Source organism: Flavobacterium sp. B167r (assembly GCF_056824315.1).
Genome location: NZ_CP124859.1, coordinates 2,671,492 through 2,686,232, shown reverse-complemented (window position 1 = coordinate 2,686,232; position 14,741 = coordinate 2,671,492). Strand labels below are relative to the sequence as shown.

Below are 14,741 nucleotides of genomic sequence, written 5' to 3'. Positions count from 1 at the left end.
ATGAAATTTAAATTTCTATTTTTATTTTGCTTAGCAATAGTAAATATACAAGCTCAAACTAAAAAACCTGCTGCAAAACCAGCAGCTAAACCTACAACTACAGCAGCAGCGGCAGCAAATCCAGGTGATGGAATTTTCGCTACAATTTCTACTACAAAAGGAGATATTGTTCTTTCTTTAGAATATGTAAAAGCTCCTGTAACGGTAGCAAACTTTATTTCTTTGGCAGAAGGTACAAATCCTAATGTGAAAGCATCACTTAAAGGAAAACCATTTTATAACGGATTAAAATTCCACAGAGTTATCAATGATTTCATGATTCAAGGTGGTGATCCTGACGGAAATGGTTCTGGAGGCCCAGGTTATTCATTTAAAGATGAATTTGTAGACGATTTAAAATTCGAAAAAGGCGGTGTTCTTGCAATGGCAAATTCTGGCCCAGCAACAAACGGTAGCCAATTTTTCATTACTCATAAAGATACTCCTTGGTTAAACGGAAAACACACTATTTTTGGTCACGTAGTTTCTGGAATGGATAATGTAAATAAAATTGTTCAGGATGATGTAATGACAAAAATTGTTATTACCCGCAAAGGCGCTGCAGCAAAGAAATTTGATGCTTTAAAAGTTTTAAGCGACGATGTTAAAAAAGAAGCTGCAAAAAAAGAAGAGGCTAAAAAAGCAGTAACTGCTAAAGCGGCTTATTTTAAAGACTTAAAAGCGAAAGCAACAGCAACTTCTACAGGCTTAAAATATGTAATCACTAAAAAAGGTACTGGCGTAAAAGGTGCTGAAGGTTCTACAATCTATTTCCATTACGCGGGATATTTTGAAGATGGTACTTTATTTGACAGCAGCATGCCTTCTGTAGCAAAAGCATATGGGAAATATGATGCTAACAGAGATGCTCAAGGAGGTTACAAAGCTTTTCCTTTTACAGTTGGTAAAAAAGACGGAATGATTCCTGGGTTTCTTGAAGCTCTTGATATGATGACAGATGGAGAAAAAGCAACTTTCTTCTTGCCTTCAAATTTAGCTTATGGCGAAAAAGGTGCTGGCGGTGTAATTCCAGCAAATGCAACTTTGATTTTCGAAATTGAAACATATCAAAATCAAACTAAGTAATCATTAAAGAGAAACATTTATTCTTTCAAATAAAAAAGCCATCAGAATTATTTTTGATGGCTTTTCTTTTTTCTAACGTTTTCGTTTTTAAAGAATTCACAATTCAAAGCTTTAAAAATAAATTTTATTATGATTTAATCACTATTTTCAACATAGTACGATAGAATCCTAAACAAAATAGCTTACCTTTGCCGGCTAATTTTTTTAAACAGATAATTTATGACGTCGCAAAATAATGTATTAAAGGGTGTATTTTTTGTTGCTTTGGGAGCAACTACTTACGGAATGCTAGCTACTTTTGTAAAAATGGCCTATACTGAAGGATACACAACTGCAGAAGTAACGACATCACAGTTTATATACGGAATTCTTGGTATTCTTATAATCAATCTTTTTCAACGTGTTAAAAACAAAAATACGGCTGTAAAAGCTTCTCCAAAAAATATTTTCAGTTTAATGCTTGCAGGAACCTCATTAGGAATGACAAGCTTATTTTATTACTTGGCTGTAAAATATATTCCTGTTTCTATCGGAATCGTTTTATTGATGCAAACCGTTTGGATGGGAGTTTTACTTGAAATGATTTTAGAAAAAAAACTTCCTTCAAAACAAAAAGTAATTGCTGTATTTATAGTGCTTTTCGGAACCGTTTTAGCTACAAATCTTATCAATAATGATATCGAACTAGACTGGAGAGGTTTAGTTTGGGGAATGCTCGCTGCAGCTTCTTTTACAACAACTATGTTTACTGCCAATCGTGTTGCTACCGAAATTTCTTCAGCGCAAAGAAGCCTTTATATGCTTTTAGGAGGTGCTATTATTGTTTTCTCTTTTGCTTTTGCTACACAAGTAACCGCTTTCAATCTTGAAATTTTCTTAAAGTGGGGAATCGTTTTGTCTTTGTTTGGAACAATAATTCCGCCACTTTTAATGACGGCAGGTTTTCCTTTAACAGGAATCGGACTTGGAAGTATTGTTTCTGCTCTTGAACTTCCAGTTTCTGTAACAATGGCTTATGTTTTATTAAACGAAAAAGTAATTCTTTCTCAATGGATTGGTATTGTATTAATTATACTTGCTATAGTTATTATGAATGTAAATTTCAAGTCAAAAAAATAAGGAGAAATGTGCATCATTAAAAAAACAAGATGTGTAGTGCAATAATTGTTAATTTTTTTATAATTTAGCTATAAACAACTACATATCATGATTTTACCTTGGCATTTGTATTTAATGGCTTCCTTATATATTCTTGCAGGAATAAATCATTTTCGAAAACCTGGAATGTATATTAAGATCATTCCGCCCGCCTTTAAAAACCCCAAATTAATAAATACTTTAAGTGGTGCCGTCGAAATTATTCTAGGCATCTTTCTAATCCTGCCTTTTGCAACACATTTTGCCGCCTGGGGAATTATAATGCTATTAATTGCTATTTTTCCTGCCAATTTGTACATGTTTCAAAATAAAAAAGCAGGCTTTGGCTTACCAAAATGGATTTTATTTGTACGTTTGCTCTTACAAATTGTTTTAATATATTGGGCTTACCAATATACATTCTAACATTAACCATTAAATTATTTATTATGAAGAAATTATTTGCAGAGTTTTTCGGAACTTATTGGCTTGTTTTTGGAGGATGCGGAAGCGCCATATTTGCGGCAGGAATTCCAAATTTAGGAATTGGATTTGCAGGCGTTGCGCTAGCTTTTGGTTTAACGGTACTTACAATGGCATACGCTGTTGGCCACATTTCTGGCGGTCATTTTAATCCGGCGGTTTCTTTTGGTTTATGGGCTGGAGGAAGATTTTCTGCCAAAGATCTTATTCCGTATATCATTGCTCAATGCGTTGGAGCTGCGGCCGCTGCAGGAACTTTATACACAATAGCTTCTGGAAAGGCTGGTTTTGCAATTGACAACACAAAAGCTGGAGCCTTTGCATCTAATGGTTTTGGAGCTTTTTCTCCAGATGGTTATTCGTTACAAGCTTGTTTTATTGCTGAATTTGTACTTACCTTATTCTTTATACTAATCATTTTAGGCGCAACGGATAAATTATCAAATACACCTTTCTGTGGAATTGCAATCGGTTTGGCGTTAACTTTAATCCATTTAATTAGTATTCCAATAACAAATACATCTGTAAATCCCGCAAGATCTTTATCGCAAGCTATTTTTGTTGGCGGAGAACAATTGTCTCAGGTTTGGCTCTTTTGGGCCGCTCCTATTCTTGGTGCAGTTGCGGGCGGTTTCCTTTATAAAACCTTACTGCAAAATAATGCTGAAGTGTAATAAACTTCGATAGAAATAGAAAAACAGAGAAGGTTATATTATTTTCTCCGTTTTTTCATTTCAACAAAACAATTAATCGTAAAAAAACATACTCCTATTTAAAAATTCAACATTCAAAATAATTATACTTTATCAAATTGTTTATATTTGAACAAAAAGATAACATTATTATGAATGATATTATCACATATTTCTCTACGATTCCTTCTTCGCACAGAAGTTTGATTCTGGTTGGCGGCATTACCCTATTCTGGCTTATTGAAAATAGTTTTCCGTTATTTAAAATGCCATACAAAAAATGGCCTCATGCAGGAATAAATTTCTTCTTTACATTCACAACAATTATCGTCAATTTTATTCTAGCATTTATATTAATAACAACTGCTGCATGGACAATCGATCATAATTTTGGAATCCTGCAATGGCTTCCTCAAATGCCAATGTGGCTTTACACTATAATTGGTTTATTGCTTTTGGATTTAATTGGCGCTTATTTAGCTCATTTGGTAGAGCATAAAGTAAAAATTCTATGGCAATTTCATTTAGTGCATCACACAGACACGTGGATCGATACCACAACGGCAAACAGACATCATCCTGGAGAAAGTGTGGTGCGTTTTGTTTTTACCACTTTGGGCGTTTTAATTGTTGGAACTCCAATGTGGATGGTTTTTCTTTATCAGTCATTATCTGTTGTTGCGTCGCAATTTAATCATGCCAACATTTCGCTTCCAGAAAAAACAGATCTTTTCTTAAGCTACTTTATTGTTTCTCCGAATATGCATAAAGTGCATCATCATTATGTTTTGCCTTACACTGATAGCAATTATGGAAATATTTTTTCTATTTGGGACAGACTTTTTGGAACCTTTACCTATTTACCCAAAGATCAGCTCATATATGGTGTAGACACGCATATGCAGCCTGATGAAAACAACGAATTGAAGAATCTGCTAAAAATTCCATTTCAAAAATCACGATCCTTCAAAAACAGTTAAAATCATTAAAAAAAGTGTGCTCTACTGAACCAACGTATTATTTTTTTTTTTAATATTGATACAGAAATTGAAAATCAATCTATTAATAATTAAAACCCTATTTTGAATTAATTTTCACGAGATGAAAAAGAGTAGCCGCAAAGAATTAACCTGGGAACAAACTGAAAAACTTGTTTCGTTAGCTTTAGAAGAAAAAAATCCATTCGAAATTATAAAGAAAGATTTTGGATTGGCAGAAAAGGAAGTCCTGGACATCATGAAAAAGAAAATGCCTCTTGAAAAATTTGAGATGTGGAAAAAGAAGGCAATTGCAAATAAACCAAAGCCAAAGCCTGTAAAAATAGATGATTTTGATGAAGATTTGGATGGAAAATATTATATCAAAAATAAATTAGACTAACATAAAGCTCCTGTTTTTTCAGGAGTTTTTTTTTACCTTTAAATTAAATGTTATTTTTTAGTAACTTTTTAATATTTTTTGTGTCAAATACAATTAACTAAACATATAGAAATGAAAAAAATACTTTACACCTTAGCTCTAGCGGTAACTTTTTGGAGCTGTAAAACAGGGAGCACCGGAGCTGCAAAAAGCAATATTGTTGAAGTTAATATCAATCTAACTGATGTTAAAGATGACAAAGTCTTAGTAACAGTTACGCCACCAGCCATTAAAACTGAAGAAATCGTTTACAGTATTCCGAAAACTGTCCCAGGAACTTATTCAACTGATAATTACGGAAAATATTCCGAAGACTTTAAAGCATTTGATGTTAAAGGAAATCCTCTTACTGTAAAAAGATTAGATGATAATTCTTGGTCTATTTCAAACGCTAAAGCATTAGCGAAAATCACTTATCTGGTGAACGATACTTTTGATACTGAAAAAGGAACTGGATTTGGAAATGATGACGTTTTCTCTCCTGCTGGAACAAACATCGATGCTGGAAAAAATTTCATGGTCAACACTCATGGTTTTGTAGGGTATTTTAAAGATAAATTAGATGTTCCGTACAAAGTTACGATCACGCATCCTGAAACGCTTTGGGGAGCTACTTCTATGACAGATCAAGACGCTAGCAACACTTCTGATGTATTTGCAACTTCTCGTTACGCTATTTTAGTAGAAAATCCGATTATGTATTCTAAACCTGATTACACTACTTTTAATGTAAACGGAATGGATATCTTAATCGCGGTTTACTCTCCTACTGGAAAATATACTGCCGAAAGCATTACTCCAGAAATGAAAACCATGATGACAGCACAGAAAAACTTTTTAGGAAAAGTAAATTCTACTAAAAAATATACTGTCTTATTGTATTTATCAAGCATGGCAAAAGATGACGCGCACGGTTTTGGTGCTTTAGAACATCCAACGGCTACAACTGTAGTTTTACCAGAATCAATGCCAAAAGAAAAATTGGTAGAATCTATGAAAGATGTAGTTTCTCACGAATTCTTCCATATCGTTACGCCATTAACTGTTCACTCAAAAGAAATTCAGTATTTTGATTACAATGCACCACAAATGTCTGAGCATTTATGGATGTATGAAGGTGTAACTGAATATTTTGCCAATCTTTTCCAAATCAACCAAGGTTTGATTGACGAAGCTGAATTCTACACTCGTATTGCTGATAAAATTGAACAGTCTAAAAGTTTAGACGATACAATGTCGTTTACAGTAATGAGTAAAAATGTATTAGAACAGCCTTATAAAGATCAGTACTTAAATGTGTACCAAAAAGGAGCTTTAATTGGTATGTGTATCGATATTATCATTAGAGAAAAAAGCAATGGAGAAAGAGGAATTCTTAATTTAATGCATAAACTATCTGATGAATATGGTATTGAAAAACCTTTTAATGATGATGAATTATTCGCAAAAATAACTTCATTAACATATCCTGAAGTTGGTGACTTTTTGAATAAATATGTTAAAGGAACTACTCCGATTCCTTACGATTTTTATTTAGCTAAAGTTGGTGTTACAAAAGCAACAGAGAAAAAATCTGGAAATCCGTTTATTAAAGGACAAACTCCAAATATTTCTGTTGACAAAGCTACGAAAGAAATCACTGTACGTCCTGAGTCAGAATCAAAAGCGTTCTTTAAAAACCTGAATTTAAAAGGTGGCGATAAAATTTTAGCTGTAAACAACAAATCATACAATTTGGATAATATTTATGATTTAATTACTGAAAGTGAAAGCTGGAAAGAAAATGACCCAATTACACTTAAAGTAAAACGTGGCACAAAAGAAGAAACGATTAAAGGAACCGTAAAGTTACCATTCGAAGAAACTGAGACTTTTAAAGCAACAGACGCTTCAAAAGAGAAACTTAAAAATGCATGGTTAAAAGGATAATTTCTTTTTACGATATAAAAAAACCGACAAGTGATTGTCGGTTTTTTTATGATTTGTTGGTATTACTTTGCAGGGCTTCGACTCAGCTCAGCCTGACAAACTTTATCTTGATTTAAGTCTTTATTTTTTTACAGGAAATTTCCAGTCAAACTCATCTTTACTGTTGATGATTGCTCCAATTTCAAACTTTACTACCTCATCAAATTCTGTTTGAAGGATAAACCAGTTGTCTTCATTGAAGTAATTTTCGAAAGTATCAAAAGTTTCCTGAGTGTATTTTGTTATTCCTTTTGTAGCGAAATCTTTCTTTACATCAGCAATTTTTCTTCCAATTAAATTGAATCCGAAAACTTCTAGATTATTGCTTGAAGCTACAATATATCCAAGTTTAAGATCTTCTTCTTGGTAAAAAGTCAATCTAGTTTTGTACGCATTGTAAACAAAAATAACATTGTCATCTTCGTCTTTATAATTTTTATCAGGTTTTCCTAAAACAGCGGTTACATCATTCTGCTTCATTCCAAAAAGCAGTTTGTCAATTCCTGATTTTAAATTTATTTTCATATCTAATCGTCTTTATTTGAAATGCAAATTTCGTGAAGTTTTTTATTGTTTTACCACTATTTGCACAAATTTTCTCGAATTTAAATACTTGTTTCTATCTGGCTGAACGAAGTCGAAGTTTTTTGGTATCTAAAAAACCTTTCGACTTCGCTCAAATTGGCATAAGTTTAATTTTTAAAACTCTTTTTATTCGGTTTATTTGTCATATAAAAAGTAATTTTTCCGCCATTCATTACATCTTCATGTTTTAAGAAAGGTCTCGAAAGTTCTTTTCCGTTCAAAAGCACTTTTGAAACAAATACATTTTTATCGGATTGATTAACTGTTGCTACTTCAAATGTCTTCCCATTTTCTAAATTTAAAACAGCATTTTTCATTAACGGACTTCCTAAAGCATATTCGTCAGAACCTGGAGCGACAGGATAAAATCCTAAACTGCTGAAAATATACCAAGCGCTCATTTGCCCGAAATCGTCATTTCCACCTAAACCGTCAGCGCCATTTCTGTACATTTTCTTCAAGATCATTCTGATTTTATCTTGCGCTTTCCAAGGCGAATCGGTCCAATTGTACAGATAGACAACATGATGCGAAGGTTCGTTTCCATGAACATAATTTCCGATGATTCCGTCTCTTGTAATATCTTCTGTATTTTCAAAATATTTATCTGGAAGATGCATATTGAACAACGAATCTAAACGGACTTTAAATTTCTCGTTTCCTCCCATCAACCTAATCATGTCAGCAGGATCATGCGGAACGTATAAACTGTAATTCCAAGAATTTCCTTCAATAAAACCTTGCCCGTGCGTGTCCAGCGGATCAAATTCTTTCTTGAATGTTCCGTCATTTAATTTCGGACGCATAAAACCTGTTTTTTCATCATACACATTTTTATAATTCTTCGATCTGCTGATGAATTCATTATAAATTTCAGTCTTTCCTAATTTCTTTGCAGCCTGTGCGATTGCCCAATCATCATAAGCATATTCTAAAGTTTTAGAAACCGAAGCGCCATTTTTATCTTCTGGAACATATCCTTTATTCATATAAAATTCAAGTCCGTCATAATATGGCACTTTCGCAGTATTCACGCAGGCTTGAAGCGCTTTTTCAGCATCAAAACTGATATTGCCTTTTACAATTGCATCTGCGACAACTGAAACCGAGTGATAGCCAATCATACACCAATTTTCATTGGCATAATGCGACCAGATTGGCAACATTTTATGAACACTCTGATCCGAATGTGCCAACATTGAACTTACCATGTCGGCATTTCTTTTGGGCTGAACAATATTAAACAATGGATGCAAAGCACGATAGGTATCCCAAAGCGAATAACTGGTGTAATTTGTAAAATTCTCAGCTTTATGCACATTCATATCAAGACCTTTATAATTTCGGTCTAAATCCATGTATTCTGTCGGACCCAAAAATGCATGATACATTGCGGTGTAAAAATTAACCAAATCTTCTTTTTGAATCGTTTCAACTTGTACTTTATTCAACTCTTTGTTCCAAACGTCCTGACTTTGTTTTTTTACTTTTTCGAAATCCCAATTTGGAATTTCTTTTTTCATGTTTTCTAATGCACCGGCAGAACTTACTGGCGATAATGCCATTTTAATTTTGATTTTCTCTCCTTCATTCGTATCAAAATCAAAGAACAATTTTAGGTTTTGTCCTGCCATTTCTGGGAAATTTTTCGTTTGATCGAATCTTCCCCAAAAACCTCTGTAAACACTTTTATCTTGAGCGGCTTGTCCGTAGCTTTTAATTGGTTTACTGAAAGACATCGCAAAATAAACTGTTCTAGTTCTCGCCCAGCCATTTGTCTGACGATATCCCGTTATTAAAGTATCGTTTTCTACACGAACAAATGTCCAAACATTCTTTTTATCATAATTATAAATTCCTGAAGTCAGATCCAAAATAATATGCGCTTGATCCGATTTTGGAAAAGTGTATTGATGCATTCCCACGCGGGTTGTTGCCGTCAATTCTGCTTTAATTTTATGATCTTCTAGAAAAACGGTGTAATAAGCTGGCTCTGCTTTTTCTGTAGAATGCGAAAATGCCGATCTATAACCCGACAAAGGTTTTGATGCTACACCGGGATTCAGCTGCAACTTTCCCGTTGTTGGCATAATTAAAAAATCGCCTAAATCGGAATGTCCTGTGCCGCTGAAATGCGTGTGGCTGAAACCTACAATAGTTTTGTCTTCGTATTGATAACCTGCGCAGTATTTATAAACTTCGCCATTGTATTTTCCGTTTAAGCTGTATGCAATGGTATCGGTTTCTGGACTTAACTGCACGCTTCCAAAAGGAACTGTTGCACCTGGATGCGTATGTCCCATCTTGGCCGTTCCAATCATTGGATCGACATATTGAATAAGGTTTTGTTTTTCGTTCAACTTCTTCTGACCGAATGTCTTATTAGCAAAAAGTACTAAAACTAATATTCCGAAAAGAAAATTATGACTGCATTTTGTTTTAATCATTTTTTTAGTTTTTCTTAGAAATTTCCCTTGTTGTTTTAATGTAGAAAAATACAACAAAATCTATTTTTAAAAAACATAATTGATAATGATTTAAACTTGAAACAAAAAACTACTCGTTCATTTCATCATAACGTTCTGGAACTTGCGGGTCATAAAGCGGACATTTGAATTCTTCCATGATCTCTACTAATTTGTTCATGGTTTTTCCTTCTGTTCCGTAGCAGTCAATTTTTACGCTTTGAGGTGTGGTAATAACTTGAAATGCGCCTTTCCCTTTTGGATTTTGCCAGCTGTTTTCATCCACTCTTTCCCATTCTGAAAAGACTGAATTAATTCTATTTACGATTACTTCAACTTGAAGAATAGCAAGACCTTCTACTTCTTCTTTTTCAAGCAGCGCTTCATAAACTTCTTGATTATTAAGGTAGATTTCGTCTAGATATTTCCAAAAAAGTAATTCGTACATAATAGGTATGTTTTTGAAACCATATAAGTTATATAAGTAAATATAAATTCTCTCTGAATGAAAATGGAAGACAGTCAAATCAAAATAGAGCTTCGACTTCGCTCAGCCTGACAAATCTGATCTGTCAAATTAAAATGAACTTATATAACTTATAGGGTTTAAATATTTTTTAATAATTAAATGTTCCGTATTCGCTTGTAATAGTTAGCTTTTTAGAATCTGAAGCTTCTACTCTACCTACGATCTGTGCATCAACATTAAATGATTTCGAAATTTCAATAATATCTTGCGCAATATTTTCTGGAACGTAAAGCTCCATTCTGTGTCCACAGTTGAAAACTTGATACATTTCTTTCCAATCTGTTTTTGATTGTTCTTGAATTAATTTGAACAATGGTGGCACTGGAAATAAATTGTCTTTTATAACGTGTAAATCTTTTACGAAATGTAAAATTTTAGTTTGCGCACCACCACTGCAGTGTACCATTCCGTGAATCTCTTCTGGAGTGTATTTATCTAAAATTTTCTTGATAATTGGCGCGTAAGTTCTTGTTGGAGAAAGCACTAATTGCCCTGCATTGATTGGACTATTTTCTACTTCGTCAGTTAAATTTACTTGTCCTGAATAAATTAATTCTTCTGGAACTGCAGCATCGTAACTTTCTGGGTATTTCTTAGCTAAATATTTTCCAAAAACGTCATGACGTGCAGAAGTAAGTCCGTTACTACCCATTCCTCCATTATAGCCTTTTTCATAAGTTGCTTGTCCGAAAGAAGCCAAACCAACAATTACGTCTCCAGCTTTGATATTTGCATTATCTACAACATCGCTGCGTTTCATACGAGCCGTTACTGTCGAATCTACAATAATTGTACGGACTACGTCTCCAACATCTGCCGTTTCTCCGCCAGTTGAGTGAATTGTAACTCCAAAAGATTTTAATTCGTTGATTAATTCTTCAGTTCCGTTGATGATTGCAGAAATTACATCCGCTGGAATTAAGTTTTTATTTCTTCCAATAGTTGAAGAAAGTAAAATATTGTCTGTTGCACCAACGCATAATAAATCGTCAATATTCATGATTAGAGCATCTTGAGCAATTCCTTTCCAAACAGAAAGATCACCAGTTTCTTTCCAATACATGTATGCCAAAGATGACTTTGTACCCGCTCCGTCAGCATGCATAATAAGGCAGTGTTCATCGTCTTGAGTTAAATAATCAGGAACAATTTTACAGAATGCCTGCGGAAATAAACCTTTGTCAATATTTTTTATAGCGTTATGTACGTCTTCTTTTGATGCCGAAACACCCCTTTGTGCATATCTTTTGCTAGAATCTGAACTCATGAAAATTAGTTTGTGTTGATGTTCAGCAAAGATAATCCCTTTTTTTAATTCTTTGCCTTATTCGATTATTTGATTGATAAAAAAATCGGCAGAAGTTTTTCTCCTGCCGATCTTCCGAATAAAATTGGTTATGAAGCTTTGGCTTGCACTTTTATTCCCAGTCTGGCATCGATGTTCCCGAAAACAATACTGTTCTTGCACTTTCATTGGTATTTTTAACTAATGCTTTAAAAATCTTTTTCTCAGACACCCCATCATTAGAAGTATTTACAAAGATAACTTCTGCTTCATTTGGTGAATATCTAACATCAAAATCATTTGTTCCTACGTTTTTATCGATTAAAATTTGTGTAGAAATGTTGGTTCCGAAATTATATTCGAAAATTCTTGAATCTAGCTGTCGATAACTTGTACTTTCATAGCCTGTAATATCCCAAGAATAAACTAATTTTTGTCCTGTAATAGAAAAATTTAATCCGCTGTAAGCACCATTTTGTCCAGAAACAACATTTTCCGTTACTGTACCAGACATATTAATTATATAAATCTCAACATTATATCCATTTGCATCATTAACTTTTACTGCAATTTTTGATTCGTCGGCACTCCAATCACATTCAGAAATAAATTTGCCATTTGGAGTCTGGAATATTTTTGTCAAACCGCTTCCATCATTATTGATTTTGTAAAGCTTATCAAAATTAGGATAGATTAATGCGCTTCCTGAGGCATTCCATGAATATCCTATATAATCTGAATTAAACCCAGCAATGGAAACAGAATTTGTAATTTTTTTTACTCCAGTTCCATCAGAATTCATGGTGTAAATATCATTTTTGGAACCATTTGTGGCTATAAATGCAATTTTTTTAACCTGATTATTTCTGCGAGGACGCCAAGAATTTTTATCTAAGGCTGTTAATTGATATTGTTTTCCTGCATCATCAGCAGTAAAAATCACATTGTTACCGCCAATTTCTTTGACAAATAAATATCTTGTTGCTGGAAAAGCAAGTGTTGAGAAGGCACTAACCGTACTTAATATAGGCGTATTAACTCCATCTGTTACTTCTACCTGCCAATAGTATTTTATACCATAAACAAGGTCAGTCAACGAAAGCTTTTTCTCCTTTATGCCATCAAAAGTCTTTACCTCTGCGTTACTATCATTTCTAAGTGTAACTTTAAAAATAAGTGCATCATTGTCAGGATCTGTAGCAGTCCAAGTTAAATCTAACGAAACCGCCTGGCCTGTACTATTATCTACCGGACTAACCAGCACTGGAACGGTTGGAGGCTTATTGTTTGCTGTTGCTTTCTTCAGTTCGAAAACTACTTCTGATGTAGCATTTTTACTTACAGTAACGGCTTCAAATTTGGCAACATAACCATCTTTTTGAGCTTGAATCGAATATTCTCCCGCCTTTATATTAGAAAGCGTAAACTTTCCTTCTGCATCAGTAAATACTGTACTTGATACTGGGCTTGTAAGTATTTTTACGTTTTCCATTGGCTCAAAAGTATCGGCAAAAACAACTTTTCCTGTTACTGTACCATATGCATCTATCTGTTCTCCTATTTTTTCTTCACTGCATGAAACCAAAAACAATAAAAAAAGTACACGGGTAATTTTGTATAAATACTTCATTTTGATTTGTTTTTAAATTTTAAACTTTAATGTTTTAATTTCAGATAATTAGCTATTGCAATTATTTTTTCTTTTTTTTGAAATAATAAGTCAGCCCTAAACCAAATTTGTAATAGTAATCATCTCGGGTTCCTGCAACGATATAATCGACATTATCACTGAAATTGATATTTTGTTCAGCAAATAATTTTATACCTATTTGATCGGAGGCCATGTATTCTAGACCTCCTCCATATTGGATTTTGCTGTGTGTGTTTTCGAATTTACTGTTCATTCCGTATCCTCCACCAATGTATAAATATGGAGTAAGGCGATCTTTAGGAAGTATAACCCACTCCATATTAAGATCATATGTAATATACCCAACATCAAGTAGATTTTTGTTGGCCAGATTTATTACGTTTGTGGAAGCACTAAAATTGAAACTAGGAGAAATAAAGAATTTTAAAGCACCGCGGCCTAAGGGTCTTAGAAGCGGGTCTTGATAATCACCATCCATTAAAGTTGCACCGCCAGAAAGTTCGATGGCAAATTTGCTTCTTCTGTTTTCCAAAACTCTGTCATAAAGACCTGTAACATCTGCCGTTTTGGTTTCTTCTGCATAGGCTTTTAGCAAATTATCAACTTGCCATTTTGGCGCATCAGCTTCCCAAACATTATCTTTTATTCCTTCTAAAACTAATGATTCAACTGCTTTTTCTATCGCTTCTGTCACCGCCATATGTACAGGCTCATTAGTAGTATATCCTGTTTCTACTTCAAGAAGTCTTTTAAAATTGACATATCTAAAGAGGCTTTCGTCAATTGCCTGAGATAAAATGGTTTTGGAGATATAAACAGATTTTAAAATTTTTCCGTTTGAAGTCGAAATCATTCGCAGATAAATAGTCACACGATCCTGACGGTATTTTACAGAAGCCCCAGCTCCGAAATATCGAGCTCCAAATCCGCCTGTGATGATATTAGAATCATAAGAAACAATTCCTCCTTCTAATAAAACACCTGCATATAACAGAGGTGAAATCTGAGGTTCGTTAATATTTGCATTTTTTACATACTCTTGGCGAGTTGCACGAATAAGGTTTCGTTCTTGAAGTAAATTTCCAATATTTTCACGCTCAATCGGTATAAACCATTTGGAATCTTCTAGTGCTTTTATCAGAATAGAAGTCGCCCCTTGGGTCACTGCAGTACTAAAACTGCTTCCGTTTTCCTGCGGTTTGTATTGCCCCGTCTGATCTCTAAATTTATAGACACCAACAACAACTTGCTCTTTGGGTTTTGGTAAATCTTTTAGTAATGAAGTCGCAGGCGTACCTTCTCCCAACACAGCTTTTTGTACTCCTGTGGGTTGATTATAATAAGCGCCGCAACCATTTAAAAGAAATCCAAATACAACTATAAGGTAGTAATGGATTCTCAT

General features: G+C 33.8%; 13 protein-coding genes. 7 read left to right on the top strand and 6 right to left on the bottom strand.

Translation table 11 applies throughout. The features are described from left to right. The 7 genes from QLQ96_RS11890 to QLQ96_RS11860 all read left to right on the top strand — a co-directional run bounded on the left by QLQ96_RS11890 (position 1) and on the right by QLQ96_RS11860 (position 6,785). Positions 1-1,125: a peptidylprolyl isomerase gene (locus QLQ96_RS11890; protein WP_482496870.1), complete on the top strand. Its 1,125-nt coding sequence runs from the start codon at positions 1-3 to the stop codon at positions 1,123-1,125. A gap of 219 nt (positions 1,126-1,344) precedes the next feature. Further along, complete coding sequence (locus QLQ96_RS11885) at positions 1,345-2,244, top strand: EamA family transporter (RefSeq protein ID WP_482496869.1); 900 nt, start codon at positions 1,345-1,347, stop codon at positions 2,242-2,244. A gap of 87 nt (positions 2,245-2,331) precedes the next feature. Then, positions 2,332-2,688, top strand: a complete 357-nt coding sequence (locus QLQ96_RS11880) for a DoxX family protein (protein WP_482496867.1) — start codon at positions 2,332-2,334, stop codon at positions 2,686-2,688. Positions 2,689-2,711: 23 nt separating this feature from the next. Next, positions 2,712-3,419, top strand: coding sequence for an aquaporin Z (aqpZ, locus tag QLQ96_RS11875; protein ID WP_482496865.1), 708 nt, complete (start codon positions 2,712-2,714; stop codon positions 3,417-3,419). 170 nt (positions 3,420-3,589) lie between these two features. Further along, positions 3,590-4,417, top strand: a complete 828-nt coding sequence (locus QLQ96_RS11870; protein ID WP_482496863.1) for a sterol desaturase family protein — start codon at positions 3,590-3,592, stop codon at positions 4,415-4,417. Between the two features lie 121 nt (positions 4,418-4,538). Continuing rightward, positions 4,539-4,817 (top strand): DUF2805 domain-containing protein, encoded by a 279-nt coding sequence (locus tag QLQ96_RS11865; RefSeq protein ID WP_482496861.1) that lies wholly within the window; start codon positions 4,539-4,541, stop codon positions 4,815-4,817. 111 nt (positions 4,818-4,928) lie between these two features. Next, entirely contained in the window at positions 4,929-6,785 is a 1,857-nt protein-coding gene (locus QLQ96_RS11860) for a M61 family metallopeptidase (RefSeq protein WP_482496859.1), read from the top strand. Between the two features lie 120 nt (positions 6,786-6,905). Here QLQ96_RS11860 and QLQ96_RS11855 read toward each other — a convergent pair whose 3' ends face one another. The 6 genes from QLQ96_RS11855 to QLQ96_RS11830 form a co-directional block, all read right to left on the bottom strand. Then, the gene (locus QLQ96_RS11855; protein ID WP_482496858.1) at positions 6,906-7,349 is read right to left on the bottom strand and encodes a hypothetical protein; all 444 of its coding nucleotides are present in this window, start codon (positions 7,347-7,349) and stop codon (positions 6,906-6,908) included. Between the two features lie 167 nt (positions 7,350-7,516). Continuing rightward, the gene (locus QLQ96_RS11850; protein WP_482496856.1) at positions 7,517-9,856 is read right to left on the bottom strand and encodes a GH92 family glycosyl hydrolase; all 2,340 of its coding nucleotides are present in this window, start codon (positions 9,854-9,856) and stop codon (positions 7,517-7,519) included. A gap of 109 nt (positions 9,857-9,965) precedes the next feature. Continuing rightward, positions 9,966-10,322 (bottom strand): hypothetical protein, encoded by a 357-nt coding sequence (locus tag QLQ96_RS11845; RefSeq protein ID WP_482496854.1) that lies wholly within the window; start codon positions 10,320-10,322, stop codon positions 9,966-9,968. A 169-nt stretch (positions 10,323-10,491) separates the two neighbouring features. After that, a complete protein-coding gene (locus QLQ96_RS11840) occupies positions 10,492-11,670 on the bottom strand; it encodes an AIR synthase related protein (protein ID WP_482496852.1) in 1,179 nt (392 codons plus the stop codon). A 151-nt stretch (positions 11,671-11,821) separates the two neighbouring features. After that, positions 11,822-13,318, bottom strand: a complete 1,497-nt coding sequence (locus tag QLQ96_RS11835) for a carboxypeptidase regulatory-like domain-containing protein (RefSeq protein ID WP_482496850.1) — start codon at positions 13,316-13,318, stop codon at positions 11,822-11,824. A gap of 61 nt (positions 13,319-13,379) precedes the next feature. Then, positions 13,380-14,741 carry a CsgG/HfaB family protein gene (locus tag QLQ96_RS11830; RefSeq protein ID WP_482496849.1) on the bottom strand — a complete coding sequence of 454 codons (1,362 nt, stop codon included), beginning with the start codon at positions 14,739-14,741 and terminating at the stop codon, positions 13,380-13,382.